Origin of the sequence: Streptomyces sp. NPDC057287, assembly GCF_042667905.1 — a bacterium.
In the GTDB taxonomy this organism is placed as follows: Bacteria; Actinomycetota; Actinomycetes; order Streptomycetales; family Streptomycetaceae; genus Streptomyces.
In genome coordinates this window covers 114,314-129,400 of record NZ_JBHUYV010000020.1, presented here as the reverse complement: position 1 = coordinate 129,400, position 15,087 = coordinate 114,314, and the positions used below count along the sequence as shown (strand labels likewise).

Below are 15,087 nucleotides of genomic sequence, written 5' to 3'. Positions count from 1 at the left end.
TCCGCTTCCGCTGCTGCTCGCGCCTGATGGGTGGGGCCGGTTGGACGTGGGGCCGGTTGGGATCGTCACCCGTTTGTTCAATGTTGCATGTTAGCTGGGTCAATCGAGCAAGAACAAGCAAACCGGCTCTGCCGTCATGATCCACGCGTGGTCGGTTTTCAGCCATGCTCGGTGGGTAGTCGGCTCAATCCGGTTCTGTCGCCCGCGTGTGGGTATCCGTCCGGCGGCGCGACAGTGGCAGGCGATATCTGGTGCATCAGGTGAAAAGTTCCCCGTGAGGTCGATCTGCGGCAACCCCGGACGGTCACCGCCGCACGACGGTCCGTCCGGGCGAGGGGCGATTTCGCGTCATAGGCTTGAGGCATTGGCCGAGTTCGAACGCGCTGCCGGATCGGGGTCGGCATAATCGCCCCATGTCGATCACGGGTGGGGACGTCGTTGACCTCGGCAGGGGCCTGTACGCCTGGCTGCCGCCGAAGCGGGGCTGGGGCCTGGCCAACTGCGGCCTGCTCGTGTCGCCGCGCGGCGGGCTGTGGATCGACACCCCGTACGACCCGGTGCTGGCCGGCCAGTTCCTGGCGGAGAGCCGGAAGCGGCTGCCCGACGGGGCCGGGATCGACCGTGTGGTCGTCACCCATGCCAACGGCGACCACTTCTGGGGCGCCGGGGTGCTTCCGGACGCGGAGATCATCGTGACCCGGGAGGCCCGGGAACACATCCACTACGACCCCACCCCGCAGCAGCAGCACGCCCTGGTGGCCGGAAGTGATCCCTCCACACCCCTCGGCGCGTACCTCGGCCGGCACTTCGGAGGCTTCGACTGGTCGGAGACCGAGGCCGTGCGCCCGACGACCTACTTCACCGGAGAGCTCGAACTGACCCTGGGGAAGTACGCGGTGCAGGTCTCGTCCCTTCCGCCCGCGCACACGGGAGGTGACCTGATGGTGTACCTGCCCACGCAGCGGACGGTGTTCAGCGGCGACGTCATCTTCTCCTCCACCCCGGAACAGCCCGGGGACCACCCGGTGCACTGGGCCGGCCCCCTGAGCAATGTGATCGAGGCCTGCGAGCGCGTCCTGGCCACCGGCGCCGAAGTGATCGTCCCCGGCCACGGCCCCGTGCTCGACCCGGCCGGAGTGCGGGAGCACATGAGCTACCTCGCGTACGTACGTGAGCGCGCCCACGCCCTCCACGCGGCGGGGGTGCCCGCCATCGAGGCCGCGCGCCGCGTGATCGCCGAAGGCCGTTATCCGTCCCTCGGTCTGCCGGAGCGGCTCGTGGTCACCATCGGCAGCGAATACCGCCACCTCGACGGCTCCGAACTCCCCGGCGTCCTCCAGGTGATGGCGGACGTCGCCGCCCTCGCCCGCGAGACCGGCGCGGCGTGTACCGGCGAGCCGGCATGACGGCCGTCCGGCACGGTGGCGGCACGGACCGCCGGCCGTCCCCGACAACAGAGACGCGGTGACGCCGTGGTGGCATGGATCCTGGCCCTGATCGCCGTCGTGGTGGCGGTATGGACGTCGGAGCGCATGTACCGGGCGAGGCGGGAGGCCTACGGCGCCTCGGCCCACGCCGAGCTGGCCGAGCGTCAGGCCAGGGCGGCAGAGGCCCGGACCCTCGCCCTCACCGAGGAGATCCGCCAGCTCGCAAGAAAGCGGATACCCGCCGCGGCCACCGCGCTCTCCCACCGCACAGCCCCCGTTCCCGGCCTGCGCGAGGCCGCGGACATCGAAGGTGACGCCGCCCGTCTCCTGACCGAAGCCGTACAGGCGGCACGCACCGCGGTCCTGGAGGAACGCGGCCGGGTCGACGCGGCCGCAAGGTCGGCCATGCGCGGCACCTCCGCGAAGATCCAGTCGCTGCTCAACCAGTCGCAGCACCTGTTGCAGGAACTCCAGCACGAGTACGACGACCCGAGGATCCTCCAGCTCGACTTCCGCAACGAACTGGCGTTGCGCCGCACCCAGGCCACGGCCGTGCTCTGCGACGCCTGGCCGGGCCTCGCGCGGCAGAACTCCTCCCTCGTCGAGGTCGTGCTCGGCGCCCAGTCCCGGGTCGCGGGGTACGAGCGGATCAAGGTCGCCAACCACCTGCGCCAGGAGAGGCTCGCGCTGGTCGCCCGCGCCGCCGAACCCCTCGCCATCGCCCTCGCCGAGCTGCTGGCCAACGCGGCGGCGTACTCCCACCCGGACACCGAAGTGCCGGTGACGGTCCAGCAGACCCCCGGACGCGGCGCCCTGATCCTGGTCGACGACGCCGGGATCGGCATGGACGACGACGCGCTGAAGCGCGCCCGTGCCCTGCTGTCGGGCCCCTCCGAGGTGCTCCTCACCGAGCTCGGGGACCCGCCGCAGACCGGTTTCGCCGTCGTGGGGCGGCTCATCGCGCGCTACGGCTTCAGCTGCCACATCGAGTCGTCCCCGTACGGAGGCATGCGCGCGATGCTGCGCATCCCGGCCCATCTGCTGACCGTGATGGACGACGACCGGACCTTGTCCGTGCTCGCGCCGAAGCCGGTGCACGCGCGGGGGACGGGTGCCGAGCCCCACGCGGCCGACGCCCCGGCCTCAGCCGCACCACCGGCCGCGCCCTCGTCGGCCGGGTCCGACTCGCCGGTCCCTGTGCCGGCCGGGCCCGACTCGCCGGTCCAGGTCCCCGCGTCGGCCGAGCCCTCCGTGGTCGCGGAACCCGCTGCGCAGGCTCCCCCCGACGAGGGCGCGGCGCACACGGCGGAGCTGCCCACCCGGCGGCGCAGGTCCAGGAAGGCGGCCTCCCCGGAGGAGCCGGCCACCCGGCAGCAGGCGGCCGAGGAGCCTGTGCTCCGCACACCCGAACGGGCCGGAGCCGCCTGGTCCGCCCTCCAGGAGGGCACCCTCAGCGGCAGGAAGGCGCCCGACGCCCCGGCGCAGGCGCCCTCAGCATCCCCATCGGACGACCAAGGAGACGACGAGACGTGAGCGCCACCCCCACCGCCGGTGATCTCGCCTGGGTGCTGACCCCCCTGCTGGAGCTGCCCGGAGTGCAACACGCCGTGGTCGCCACCGGCGACGGGCTCGTCGAGGGCGCGTCGCCCGGCCTGGACCGCGCGTCCGCCGAACGCGTCGCGGCGATGACAGCCACCCTGCACGCGTCCGCCCGCGCCTTCACCACGGCCTTCACCGAGGCCGAGTCGCCGCGCCTGGCCCAGACGGTGGTGGAGTCCGATCTGGGCTTCGCCATCGTCGTACCGGCGGGCAGGAACACCACGCTGGCCCTGTTCGCGGCCCCCGACGCACACCTCGGGAACATCGCGTACCAGATGCAGGTGCAGGTCACCGCGCTGACCCGCGCCATGCACGCCCCCACCCGCCAACCGGACGCTGCCACCCGGCCATGACCCCCGGCCCAGGGCGCCGCCTGATCCCCGCCTATCTGGTCACCGGTGGCCGTTCCGTACCCACCGGTCCCGCACTCGACCGGCTCGCCGTGCTGCTCCGTACGGACTCGGCGCTGCCGCCGGACACCGGTTCGGAGCAGCGCAGGCTGTGCGAGCTCCTGGAACCGGGAGCCCTCACCGTCGTCGAATGCGCCGCCCACCTGGAACTGCCGGTCAGCGCGACGGTCTTCCTGGCCACGGACCTCGTGGCCGCCGGACATCTGCACGCTCGACCACCGATCCCCAGCGCCGGTGAGATCGACCGGTCGCTCGTCGAGAGGCTGCTCGTTGGACTCCGTTCCCTCCACTGACCGGGGCGGCATCGGCTATCTGCCGAGTGCCGCCGAGACCCTGATGAAACTCGTCGTCACGGGACCCTTCGGCGTGGGCAAGACGACCCTGATCCGCACCCTGTCGGAGATCCCGACACTGCACACGGAAGAAGCGATGACGCAGTCCAGCACGGGGCTGGACGACACCGCGGGACTTCCTGACAAGACCACGACCACGGTGGCCGTCGACTTCGGCCGGCTGACCGTCCAGGACGACCTGGTGCTCTACATGTTCGGCACCCCCGGCCAGGAGCGGTTCCTCCCCCTCTGGGAGGACATCGCGCGGGGTGCGCTCGGCGCCCTCGTCATGGTCGACACCCGCCGGCTCGAGGACTCCTTCGCCGTCATGGACATGGTGGAGGAGCAGGGTCTCCCGTACGCCGTCGCCGTGAACCGCTTCCCCGACGCCCCCGCCCACGCGGACGAGGTCCTGCGCAAACACCTCGACCTCGACGCCCGTACCCCGCTGGTGCAGTGCGACGCCCGCGAACGCCAGGGCGGCATCGACGCCCTGATCGCCCTCGCCGAGCACGCGCTGACCCGCCTGCCCACGTCCCAGGAACCGTCATGACGCCGACCGGCACCGGCACTTCACCCGGTACCACCCCCTCCGTCCTCGAGCCGATCGCGCTGTACGGCGCCGGTTTCGCCGCCGATCCGCACGGCCACTACCGCAGGCTGCGTGCCCAGGGGCCGGTGGCCAGGGTGCGTATCGCGCCCGGCGTCGACGCACTGCTGGTCACCGACTACCACGCGGCCGTCGACCTGCTGCGCGACACCGAGACCTTCACCAAGGACCCGCGCGCCTGGCAGGCGGGCATCCCCGCCGACTCGCCGGTCCTGCCCGTGCTCGGCCACCGGCCCACCGCCCTCTTCACCGACGGGGCCGTCCACGCCCGGTACCGCGACGCCATCAACGACACCCTCGCGCTGATCGAACCCCACCTGCTGCGTGCGGAGGTCGCCCGGGTCGCGCAGCGGCTCATCGCCGTGTTCTCGGCCACCGGCACCGGCGACCTCATCGCCCAGTACGCCCGCAGGCTCCCTCTGCACGTCTTCACCGCCTCCTTCGGTGTGGCGTCCCAGGACATCGAGCGCGTGGTCCGCGGCACCGTCGGGATGATGGACTCCGCGGCGGACGCGACAGCCGCCTACGACGACCTCGTCGGCGTCGTCACCGCTCTCGTCTCCGAGCGGCGGCGCAGACCCCGGCGCGACCTCACCTCGTACCTGCTGGAGCACCCGGCGGGACTCGACGACAACGAGGCCGTACGCCAGATCACGCTGATCATGAGCGCGGGCCACGACCCCACGACCAACCTGATCGGCAACGCACTGCTGCGCATGCTGAGCGACACCGGATACGGGGGGTCCCTGCACGGCGGCGCCATGACCGCGCGCGAGGCGGTGGACGACGTGCTCTGGCGCGATCCGCCGCTGGCCAACATGGGGGCCCACTTCCCGCGCCACGACACCGAGTTCCACGGGGTCCCGCTGCGCGCCGGGCAGTTGGTGCTGGTCTCGTTCGCCGCCGCCAACACCCAGTCGCCGCCCTCCGTCCAGGACCCCGCCGTGCGTTCCGGAGACGGCGCGCACCTGGCGTGGTCGACGGGACCGCACCGCTGCCCGGCCAAGCAGCCGGCCCTGCTGATGGCGATGACGGCCATCGAGCAGATCACCAGCCAGCTATGCGACCTGGAACTGGCGGTCGAACCCGGCGCGCTGGTCTGGCGGCCGGGCCCGTTCCACCGTGCCCCGGCCCATCTCCCGGTCCGTTTCACACCGCTCGACACCTTCCCCGAACCGGACGCCGCGGAAGCACCGGACACCTCCGATCACGTTCCGACCCGTGTCGGTGGTACGCCGAACGGGTGAGGGGCGAGAGAATTGCCCGATGAACAGCGAGCGCAGCCGGCGCACAGCCAACCGGCATACGGACGGGGTGGTTCTGTGAGCAGGTACGACAGGTACGACAGATACGACGCCACCGACGAACAGTGGGAAGGCCTCGCCCAGGTCGTACCCCTGCGGGGCCGCAACGAATGGCCTTCCCGGGTCGACCACCGGACGGTCCCCGGCCGGGAGGAGTCGGCGGAGCAGCGGCGCCTCGTCGTCCTGAGGGTGCAGGTGTTCGCCGACGCCCGCGAGGTGGCCGAGTACCTGGTGGCGCAGATCCCGGTCCTGCTGGACCTGACCGGGGCGGAGGGCGACGTGGCGAAGCGCATCCTGGACTTCAGCAGCGGCGTGGTCTTCGGGCTCGGCAGCGGGATGCACCGGGTGGACCGCAACGTCTTCCTGCTCGCGCCGGTCGGCATGGAGGTCGAGGGGGTCACAGCGGCGGGCGTACCCCAATCGTAGGAAGGTCGTGCGGGCGGAACGGTTCGCCGCTCAAGGGCGTGCGTACGGTCCGCTCATGACTGTGATCTCCTCGGGGAGGACGGCCCCTTCGCCGTCCGTCGCGGCCCGCCCCGCCCGCCCCTACGTCGGTGAACTCCGGCTCGACGCCTTCGCCTCGCACCGCCGTGCCGTCATCCCGCTCGGGCCGCTCACGCTGCTCACCGGGGGCAGCGGCAGCGGAAAGACGACCGCCCTGCGCGGGTACGAGGCGCTCGCCCGGCTGGCGGCCGGAGATCCGCTGGAGGACGTCTTCCCCGACCCGGCGTCGTGGGTGCCGGAACGGGCGGGCGCCGACGCGCAGGGCCGTCGCGGATTCCGGCTCGGCTGCACGGTCGAGGGCCCGGCCGGCCCGGTGCGGCTGGACCTCGCCGTGCAGGCCGAGCCCGTGCTCCGTATCGTCGGCGAGCGGCTGACCGACGACGGCGAGACCCTGCTGTCCACAGCACTGCTGGATCCCCGGCGCCCCTCCGTCCAGGCGGCCTGGCACACCGCGGGCGCCGTGCCGGTGACGCGTGCCCCCTTCCCCGACGACCGGCTCGGCACGGCGCTGCTGCCGCTGCGGGTCGCGGGGACGACCGATGGTCAGCTCAGGGTTCTGGCCGCCGCCGAACAGGTGGTGGTCGCCCTCCGGTCCGCCTTCGTCTGCGATCCGCAGCCCCGGCGGATGCGCGCGGCGGTCCCCGTCGGGGAAGGGCGCCTGACCTCGTCCTGCGACAACCTCGCCGAGGTCCTTTACCGCACCCACAGCCAGTGCGCGCAACGGCACGCCCGCCTGGTGGCCACCGCGGACTCCGGGTGTGCGGGGCGGGTCACCGGTCTGACCGTCGAGCGATTGGCGGACGGGACCGTACGCGCCATGACCGGCCGGGGCCCGGGACGCGGCACACCCATCGGCCGCCTCGGCGACGGCGAGCTCCGGTACCTCGCTTTCGCGCTCGTGCTGCTGACGGGCCCCCACGTCCTGGTGGTGGACCCGGCGGCGGAGGTGCCCTCGGCCATGCAGGCGCTCACCGTCCTGTCCGACGGACTCGACCGGAGCCTCGACGCCCGGCAGGCCGGGGAACTGCTGGCGCTGGCCGCCTCGATCTGCGCGGACGGGCACATGCGCCTGCTGGGGACTGTCGGTGAGGCGACGGCGGCAGCTGTCCGCGGAGCGACCGGCACGACAGTGGTAGACCTGGCTCCGTGACCGAACTGGATGTAGCACAACTGCAGCGGCGGCTGGCCGACTTCGCGGCGTCCCGGGCCTGGGAGCCGTACCACACCCCCAAGAACCTCTGCGTCGCGCTGAGCGTGGAGGCGTCCGAACTCCTGGAGATCTTCCAGTGGCTGACGCCGGAACAGTCGGCGAGGGTGATGGAGGATCCCGACACGGCGTTCCGGGTCGAGGACGAGGTCGCGGACGTCCTGGCCTATCTGCTGCAGTTCTGCGAGGCCCTGGGCGTCGACGTGCTGGCGGCGCTGGCGGCCAAGATGGAGCGGAACGAGACGCGCTTCCCGGTGCCGGGCGGCGTCGAGTCGGCAGGTCGTCACTCTTCGGAGTGATCGACTTATCCACAATCCATTTCCTGTCCACAGATTTCCGATTTCCTCTGGCTTTCATGTGCCGCGCAGCTCACTGTGGGTAATGAAGAAGTGAGCGGGTTTCTGTACGGGTGGTCTCGGCGACGGGGGAATCGCGTGGAAGCGGAGCGACTGATCGCGGCGGGGCGGAGCGCGCTGGCGGGGAGCCGGGGGGTGCCGGCCGTCATGGCGGAGGCATGGCAGGCCCAGGCACTCGCCCGGGCAGTCGGCGGACAGCTGGCGAGGTGCGGACCGGCGGAATTACGGACGGAGGCGCGGGAGCTGAGCGAGACCTGCGCCCTGGGCAGCGCCGTGCTCGACCACCCCATGGTTCCGGCCGGAGGTGTGCGGGCTTCACAGCTGACCGAAGTGGTCCATGTACCGCGGACGTTGGCCGCGCTCGCCCTCCTGCTCGGGGAGGCGGGCATCGGGCTGGTGGGTGTTGCCTGTGGCACGGAGGAGGAAGGGCTCTACTGGCAGTGCATCGAGGCGATAGACGCCGTCGACGAGTCCGTGGACCGGGTCCACGGCATGCTCAGACGGCTTGCGGAACAGGAGCGTGACCGGGAGAGGGAACAGGAGCCGGACCGGGAGCGGGACGGTCCGTACGGCGTGATCACCGGACCGGCGGGCTTCGTCGCCGGACAGCCGTGAACCCTGCGGCAGGGAGGCGACGCCTGCCGGCAGGCGGAAGGAGTGGGCCGGGGGAGACGGGGTGCGGCGGTTTCGAAGGTGCAGGATGGAGACATGGATCTTCGAATTTTCACCGAGCCCCAGCAAGGGGCGAGCTACGACACCCTGCTCACCGTCGCCAAGGCCACCGAGGAGCTCGGCTTCGACGCCTTCTACCGGTCGGACCACTATCTGCGCATGGGCTCGGGGGACGGGCTGCCCGGTCCGACCGACGCGTGGATCACCCTCGCCGGACTCGCCCGTGAGACCAAGCGGATCCGCCTCGGCACGCTGATGACGGCGGGTACCTTCCGTCTCCCCGGCGTGCTGGCCATCCAGGTCGCCCAGGTCGACCAGATGTCGGGTGGCCGGGTCGAGCTGGGTCTGGGTGCGGGCTGGTTCGAGGAGGAGCACACGGCGTACGGCATTCCCTTCCCGAAGGAGAAGTTCGGCCGGCTGGAGGAGCAGCTGGCGATCGTGACGGGTCTGTGGGAGACCGAGCCCGGCAAGACCTTCAGCTACGACGGGACCTACTACCAACTCACCGACTCGCCGGCGCTGCCGAAGCCCGCCCAGGCGAAGGTGCCGGTCCTGATCGGTGGCCACGGCGCGGTCCGCACGCCGCGGCTGGCCGCTCGGTACGCGGACGAGTTCAACATCCCCTTCGCGTCGATCGAGGACAGCGAGAAGCAGTTCGGCCGGGTCAGGGACGCCGCCGTGGCGGCCGGCCGCGCCCCTGACGACCTGGTGTACTCCAACGCCCTGGTGGTGTGCGTCGGGAAGAGCGACGCGGAGGTGGCGCGGCGCGCGTCCGCCATCGGACGGGAGGTCGAGGAGATCAAGGCGAACGGCCTGGCGGGCTCACCCGACGAGGTGGTCGACAAGATCGGCAGGTATGCCGCCATCGGCTCGTCGCGGATCTACCTCCAGATCCTGGACCTGCACGATCTGGAACACCTGGAACTGATCTCGTCGCAGGTCCAGTCACAGCTGGGCTGACGGCGACCGGCGACCGGCGACCGGCGACCGGCGACCGGTGACGGTGAGGTCCGGAGGGCGGCCTCCGTGCTGCCGCTGGGCAGCCGGGACCGGCGGACACGCGTCCGCGCACATGAAACAGCCGGCATCGCCGGGCCCATGCGAAGGGCCCGGCGGAGACCGGCCGAAGCAAGGGAGCAGCTGTGCACACCGACCGGACACCGGCCGACCCGCCCGGCCGTAGCCTCGGCGACGCGCTCGCCGAGGGGACCCTCCTGCTGGACGGGGGTCTCTCCAACCAGTTGGAGGCGCAGGGCTGCGATCTGTCCGACGCCCTCTGGTCGGCCCGTCTGCTGACCGATGCGCCCGGGCAGATCGAGGCCGCCCACACGGCGTATGCGAGGGCGGGTGCGCAGGTGCTCATCACCGCCAGCTATCAGGCGACCTTCGAAGGGTTCGCACGGCACGGGATCGGCAGGGCCCGGGCGGCGGAGCTGATGGCCGGAAGCGTGGAGTCGGCACGCCGGGCGGGCGCGGCGACCGGCCGGGAGCTCTGGGTCGCCGCCTCCGTCGGGCCGTACGGGGCGATGCTCGCGGACGGCAGCGAGTACCGGGGCCGGTACGGACTGACGGTCCGCGAGCTGGCGCGCTTCCACCGGCCCCGGGTGGAGACGCTCGCCGCTGCGGGCCCCGATGTGCTGGCCCTGGAGACGGTGCCGGACATCCTCGAGGCCGAGGCCCTGCTGGAAGTGGTCCAGGAGCTCCGGGTGCCGGTCTGGCTCTCGTACAGCGTGGCGGGCGACCGCACCAGGGCGGGGCAGCCCCTGGCGGAGGCGTTCGGGCTCGTCGCGGGCATCGACCAGGTCATGGCAGTCGGGGTCAACTGCTGCGATCCCGCCGACGCGGACCGAGCGGTGGAGGTGGCGGCCGCGGCCACCGGCAAGCCCGTCGTCGTCTATCCGAACAGCGGGGAGGAGTGGGACGCCGAAGGCCGGGACTGGACGGGCAGAGGAACCTTCGAACCGGCCAGGGTGCGGGACTGGCAGCGGGCCGGCGCGCGGCTGGTCGGCGGCTGCTGCCGGGTCGGTCCGTCCGACATCGCGGCGCTGGCCGGTCAGCTGGAGGCGCCGGCAGCGTGAAAAAGCCTGGTGGGAGACAGGTCGCCGCACCATACTCGGACGTGTGTTCCTGACTATCAGCACGACCGGCACCCCTGAGCGTCCCGCCACCGATCTCGGCTATCTCCTGCACAAGCATCCGGACAAGGCGCAGACGTTCTCCACCTCGCACGGCACCGCCCATGTCTTCTACCCCGAGGCCGCTGCGGAGCGCTGTACCGCGGCGCTGCTGCTGGAGGTGGATCCGGTGGCGCTGGTGAGGCGCGGCAAGGGCAAGGGCCGGGGCGGAGCTCCCGACGCGGCGCTCGCGCAGTACGTCAACGACCGGCCGTACGCGGCGTCGTCGCTGCTCTCCGTCGCGATGACGACGGTGTTCAAGTCCGCCCTGAAGGGGGACTGCCGGGCGATGCCCGAGCGGGCCGGGGAGCCGCTTCCGCTGCGCATCGAGGTCCCCGCTCTCCCCGCACGCGGCGGTGCGGAGCTGGTGCGCAAGCTCTTCGTCCCGCTCGGCTGGACGCGGGTCGAGGCCGTGGCCGTACCACTGGACGAGCGGTTCCCGGAATGGGGCGACTCGCGCTACGTACGGCTTGTGCTCGAAGGGGAGCTGCGGCTCGCGGACGCCTTGCGGCAGCTGTACGTGCTGCTGCCGGTGCTCGACGACGCCAAGCACTACTGGGTCGCACCCGACGAGGTGGACAAGCTCCTCCGGGCCGGCGAGGGCTGGCTGGCGGGTCACCCCGAGCGGGGGCTGATCACCAGCCGCTATCTCTCCCGTCGCCATGGGCTCACGCGGCAGGCGACGGAGCGGCTCGAGCTGGTCCGGCTCGCCGAGTCGGACGACCTCGAGGTGGAGAGCGTCGACAACGCCGTGGACGAGACCACCGACACGGAGGAGAAGCCGCTCCCGCTCGCCGAGCAACGCCGTGCGGCGGTCCTGGAGGCGCTGCGCGCCGCCGGGGCGGGCCGGGTGCTCGACCTGGGCTGCGGCCAGGGCCAGTTGGTGCAGGCGCTCCTCAAGGACGTGCGCTTCACGGACATCGTGGGGGTCGACGTGTCGGTGCGTGCCCTGACCGTCGCCGCTCGCAGGCTGAAGCTGGACCGGATGGGCGAGCGGCAGGCGGGGCGGGTCACCCTCCGGCAGGGCGCGCTCACCTACACGGACAAGCAGTTGAAGGGATACGACGCCGCCGTCCTGAGCGAAGTGATCGAACACATCGACCTGGAGCGGCTCCCCGCCCTGGAATACGCGGTGTTCGGCTCGGCGCGACCGCGGACCGTGCTGGTGACGACGCCCAACGTCGAGTACAACGTCCGCTGGGAGACACTCCCCGCCGGGCACGTGCGCCACAGCGACCACCGCTTCGAGTGGACCCGGGAGGAATTCCGGGACTGGGCCGGGCGGGTCGCCGGACGCCACGGCTACACGGTGGCGTTCGTACCGGTGGGACCGGAGGACCCCGAGGTCGGGCCCCCCACACAGATGGCCGTGTTCACGATGACCACGGCTCAGGAGACGACGAAGGAGGCGAAAGCCGCATGACCGGTACCCCTCGCACCCTGCCGGTGACCGACCTGTCCCTCGTCGTCCTCATCGGCGCCAGCGGATCGGGCAAGTCCACCTTCGCCCGCAAGCACTTCAAGGCCACCGAGATCATCTCGTCGGACTTCTGCCGGGGCCTCGTCGCCGACGACGAGAACGACCAGAGCGCCAGCGGTGACGCGTTCGACGTGCTCCACTACATCGCGGGCAAACGCCTCGCCGCAGGCCGCCTCACCGTCGTGGACGCCACCAACGTGCAGCCCGAGAGCCGCAAGCAGCTCGTCCAGCTGGCCAGGCAGCACGACGTGCTGCCCATCGCCGTCGTGCTCGACCTGCCGGAAGAGGTCTGCCAGGCACGCAACGCCACCCGCCCCGACCGCTCCGGCATGCCCCGCCACGTCGTGCAGCGCCACCGCCGTGAGCTGCGACGCTCCCTGCGCGGCCTGGAGCGCGAAGGCTTCCGCAAGGTGCACGTACTGCGCACCGAGGAGGAGGCCGACACCGCCGAGATCGTCCTGGAGCGCCGCTACAACGACCTGCGGCACCTCACCGGCCCCTTCGACATCATCGGCGACGTCCACGGATGCAGTTCCGAGCTGGACACCCTGCTCGGCGAGCTGGGGTACAAGGAGGGCGCGCACCCCGGGGGACGGACCGCCGTGTTCGTCGGGGACCTCGTCGACCGCGGCCCCGACAGCCCCGGTGTGCTGCGCCGCGTCATGTCCATGGTGGCGTCGGGCAACGCGCTGTGCGTTCCCGGCAACCACGAGAACAAGCTCGGCCGCTATCTCAAGGGACGCAAGGTCCAGCACAGCCACGGCCTCGCCGAGACCATCGAGCAGCTGGAGCGGGAGGACGCCGAGCACCCCGAGTTCCGTGAGCAGGTCGCGGAGTTCGTCGACGGGCTGGTGAGCCACTACGTCCTCGACGAGGGCAAGCTGGTCGTCTGCCACGCGGGGCTGCCCGAGAAGTACCACGGGCGCACGTCCGGGCGGGTCCGCTCGCACGCCCTGTACGGGGAGACGACCGGCGAGACAGACGAGTTCGGCCTGCCCGTGCGCTACCCGTGGGCCGAGGACTACCGGGGCAGTGCCGCGGTGGTCTACGGACACACCCCGGTGCCCACGGCCTCCTGGGTGAACAACACGCTCTGCCTGGACACCGGCGCGGTCTTCGGCGGGAAGATGACGGCCCTGCGCTGGCCGGAGCGCGAGCTCGTCGAGGTGCCGGCCGAGCGCGTCTGGTACGAGCCGGTGAAGCCGCTGACCACCGAGGCCCCCGGAGGGCGGGAGGGCCGGCCGCTCGACCTCGCCGACGTACAGGGCCGCCGCATCGTGGAGACCCGGCACATGGGCCGTCTCGCGGTGCGCGAGGAGAACGCGGCCGCCGCGCTGGAAGTGATGAGCCGCTTCGCCGTCGACCCCAGACTGCTGGCCTACCTGCCTCCGACCATGGCACCGACCGCCACCTCCCACGAGGAGGGCTTCCTGGAGCATCCGGCCGAGGCCTTCGCGCAGTACCGTGCGGACGGCGTCGGCAAGGTCGTCTGCGAGGAGAAGCACATGGGCTCGCGGGCAGTGGCGCTGGTCTGCCGCGACGCCGGTACCGCCCGGGAGCGCTTCGGCGCGGACGGGCCCACCGGCGCCCTGCACACCCGCACCGGGCGGCCGTTCCTGGACGACGCGGCACTCACCGAGGTCGTCCTCGGCCGACTGCGCACGGCGGTCACCGCCGCCGGCCTCTGGGAGGAGTGGAACACCGACTGGGTGCTGCTCGACGCCGAGCTGATGCCCTGGTCCCTCAAGGCCGCCGGACTGCTGCGTTCGCAGTACGCGGCCGTGGGCGCCGCCGCGGGAGCGGTCCTGCCCGTGGCGGAGGACGCCCTGGCGGCGGCCCTCGCCCGAGGCGTCGACGTCGGCGCCCTCGCCGGCCGCCATCGGGAACGCGCCACGGACGCCGCCGCCTTCACGGAGGCCTACCGCCGCTACTGCTGGAGCACCGAAGGGCTCGACGGCGTCCGGCTGGCGCCGTTCCAGATCCTCGCGGTGCAGGGCCGCTCCCTCGCCTCCGTAGCGCACGACGAGCAGCTGGTCTGGCTGGACCGCCTGGTCGAGCACGACCCGACCGGTCTGCTCCAGGTCACGCGGCGCCTCGTCGTCGACACCGGTGACGAGGCCTCCGTGCGCTCCGGGATCGACTGGTGGCTGGAGATGACCGGCCGCGGTGGCGAGGGCATGGTCGTCAAGCCGCTCGGCGCCCTGGTCCGGGACGCGAAGGGCAGGCTCGTCCAGCCCGGCATCAAGGTACGCGGCCGGGAGTACCTGCGGATCATCTACGGTCCCGAGTACACGCGGCAGGAGAATCTCGACCGACTGCGTTCCCGGTTCCTCGGCCACAAGCGGTCGCTGGCCCTGCGGGAGTACGCCCTCGGCCTGGAGGCGCTCGACCGGCTGGCCGACGGAGAGCCGCTCTGGCGGATCCACGAGGCGGTGTTCGCCGTTCTGGCGCTGGAGTCGGAGCCGGTCGACCCCCGGCTGTAGGAGGACCGGGCCCCGGACGGGAGGCCCACCCGTCCGGGGCCCGGCCCCGACACGGCCCGGCCCTGACACGGCCCGGCCCTGACACGGCCCGGCCCTGACACGGTCAGGCCCTGACACGGTCAGGCCCTGACACGGTCAGGCGGTGATGCGGTGGCGCGGTCAGGCGGTGATGCGCATCAGGCTGATGAGGCCCTCCCGTACGGCGAACGTGAAGTGCGAGGGGCCGTTGAAGCCGTCGCCGCCCACCTGCGCCAGAACGGTGACCTCCTCGTCGCCCGGACCCGCCGACACCTCGGTGACGTCGAGGGTGACACGGGCGCCGATGAACTCCGCGTCGCTCCAGCCGTGCAGCGCCTCGTACCCGGTGAACACGCGTCCCCAGTCGTCGACGGCGCCGTCCGGTGCGAAGGTGCGCAGCCAGGCGGCCGTGTCATGGGCGTTCGCGGCGTCCAGGAACGTGCTGACCACGGGAGGCAGGGCCGGAGTGGCTGACATGAGGGGAGGCTCCTTCGATGCGTGGGGGGTGACG

15 protein-coding genes are annotated in these 15,087 nt (G+C 72.0%); 14 read left to right on the top strand and 1 reads right to left on the bottom strand.

Features of this window, described 5'->3' with window-relative positions:
* The first annotated feature begins 413 nt into the window (after positions 1–413).
* The 14 genes from ACFUNE_RS31145 to ACFUNE_RS31080 all read left to right on the top strand — a co-directional run bounded on the left by ACFUNE_RS31145 (position 414) and on the right by ACFUNE_RS31080 (position 14,558).
* The gene (locus ACFUNE_RS31145; RefSeq protein ID WP_383574925.1) at positions 414–1,406 is read left to right on the top strand and encodes an MBL fold metallo-hydrolase; all 993 of its coding nucleotides are present in this window, start codon (positions 414–416) and stop codon (positions 1,404–1,406) included.
* A 66-nt stretch (positions 1,407–1,472) separates the two neighbouring features.
* Entirely contained in the window at positions 1,473–2,960 is a 1,488-nt protein-coding gene (locus tag ACFUNE_RS31140; RefSeq protein WP_383574923.1) for an ATP-binding protein, read from the top strand.
* A complete protein-coding gene (locus ACFUNE_RS31135) occupies positions 2,957–3,379 on the top strand; it encodes a roadblock/LC7 domain-containing protein (RefSeq protein ID WP_383574921.1) in 423 nt (140 codons plus the stop codon). Before ACFUNE_RS31140 ends, ACFUNE_RS31135 begins: the two co-directional genes overlap by 4 nt.
* Entirely contained in the window at positions 3,376–3,729 is a 354-nt protein-coding gene (locus ACFUNE_RS31130; RefSeq protein WP_383574919.1) for a DUF742 domain-containing protein, read from the top strand. Before ACFUNE_RS31135 ends, ACFUNE_RS31130 begins: the two co-directional genes overlap by 4 nt.
* Positions 3,707–4,321 carry an ATP/GTP-binding protein gene (locus ACFUNE_RS31125; protein WP_383574917.1) on the top strand — a complete coding sequence of 205 codons (615 nt, stop codon included), beginning with the start codon at positions 3,707–3,709 and terminating at the stop codon, positions 4,319–4,321. The genes ACFUNE_RS31130 and ACFUNE_RS31125 overlap by 23 nt, the downstream gene beginning before the upstream one ends.
* Entirely contained in the window at positions 4,318–5,625 is a 1,308-nt protein-coding gene (locus tag ACFUNE_RS31120; RefSeq protein WP_383574915.1) for a cytochrome P450, read from the top strand. The genes ACFUNE_RS31125 and ACFUNE_RS31120 overlap by 4 nt, the downstream gene beginning before the upstream one ends.
* 75 nt (positions 5,626–5,700) lie before the next feature.
* Positions 5,701–6,108, top strand: coding sequence for a cell division protein SepF (locus tag ACFUNE_RS31115; RefSeq protein ID WP_383574913.1), 408 nt, complete (start codon positions 5,701–5,703; stop codon positions 6,106–6,108).
* 55 nt (positions 6,109–6,163) lie between these two features.
* Positions 6,164–7,336, top strand: coding sequence for an AAA family ATPase (locus ACFUNE_RS31110; RefSeq protein ID WP_383574911.1), 1,173 nt, complete (start codon positions 6,164–6,166; stop codon positions 7,334–7,336).
* The gene (locus ACFUNE_RS31105) at positions 7,333–7,692 is read left to right on the top strand and encodes a nucleotide pyrophosphohydrolase (RefSeq protein WP_383574909.1); all 360 of its coding nucleotides are present in this window, start codon (positions 7,333–7,335) and stop codon (positions 7,690–7,692) included. The genes ACFUNE_RS31110 and ACFUNE_RS31105 overlap by 4 nt, the downstream gene beginning before the upstream one ends.
* A gap of 135 nt (positions 7,693–7,827) precedes the next feature.
* Entirely contained in the window at positions 7,828–8,364 is a 537-nt protein-coding gene (locus ACFUNE_RS31100) for a DUF6099 family protein (RefSeq protein ID WP_383574907.1), read from the top strand.
* A gap of 93 nt (positions 8,365–8,457) precedes the next feature.
* Positions 8,458–9,381, top strand: a complete 924-nt coding sequence (locus tag ACFUNE_RS31095) for an LLM class F420-dependent oxidoreductase (RefSeq protein WP_383574905.1) — start codon at positions 8,458–8,460, stop codon at positions 9,379–9,381.
* Between the two features lie 182 nt (positions 9,382–9,563).
* Positions 9,564–10,499 carry a homocysteine S-methyltransferase gene (gene mmuM, locus ACFUNE_RS31090; protein ID WP_383574903.1) on the top strand — a complete coding sequence of 312 codons (936 nt, stop codon included), beginning with the start codon at positions 9,564–9,566 and terminating at the stop codon, positions 10,497–10,499.
* A gap of 43 nt (positions 10,500–10,542) precedes the next feature.
* A complete protein-coding gene (locus ACFUNE_RS31085) occupies positions 10,543–12,018 on the top strand; it encodes a 3' terminal RNA ribose 2'-O-methyltransferase Hen1 (RefSeq protein ID WP_383574901.1) in 1,476 nt (491 codons plus the stop codon).
* A complete protein-coding gene (locus ACFUNE_RS31080) occupies positions 12,015–14,558 on the top strand; it encodes a polynucleotide kinase-phosphatase (RefSeq protein ID WP_383574899.1) in 2,544 nt (847 codons plus the stop codon). The genes ACFUNE_RS31085 and ACFUNE_RS31080 overlap by 4 nt, the downstream gene beginning before the upstream one ends.
* A gap of 159 nt (positions 14,559–14,717) precedes the next feature.
* On the opposite strand, the gene ACFUNE_RS31075 is transcribed toward ACFUNE_RS31080, so the two are convergent.
* Positions 14,718–15,053 carry a nuclear transport factor 2 family protein gene (locus ACFUNE_RS31075; protein WP_383574897.1) on the bottom strand — a complete coding sequence of 112 codons (336 nt, stop codon included), beginning with the start codon at positions 15,051–15,053 and terminating at the stop codon, positions 14,718–14,720.
* Between the last annotated feature and the right edge of the window lie 34 nt (positions 15,054–15,087).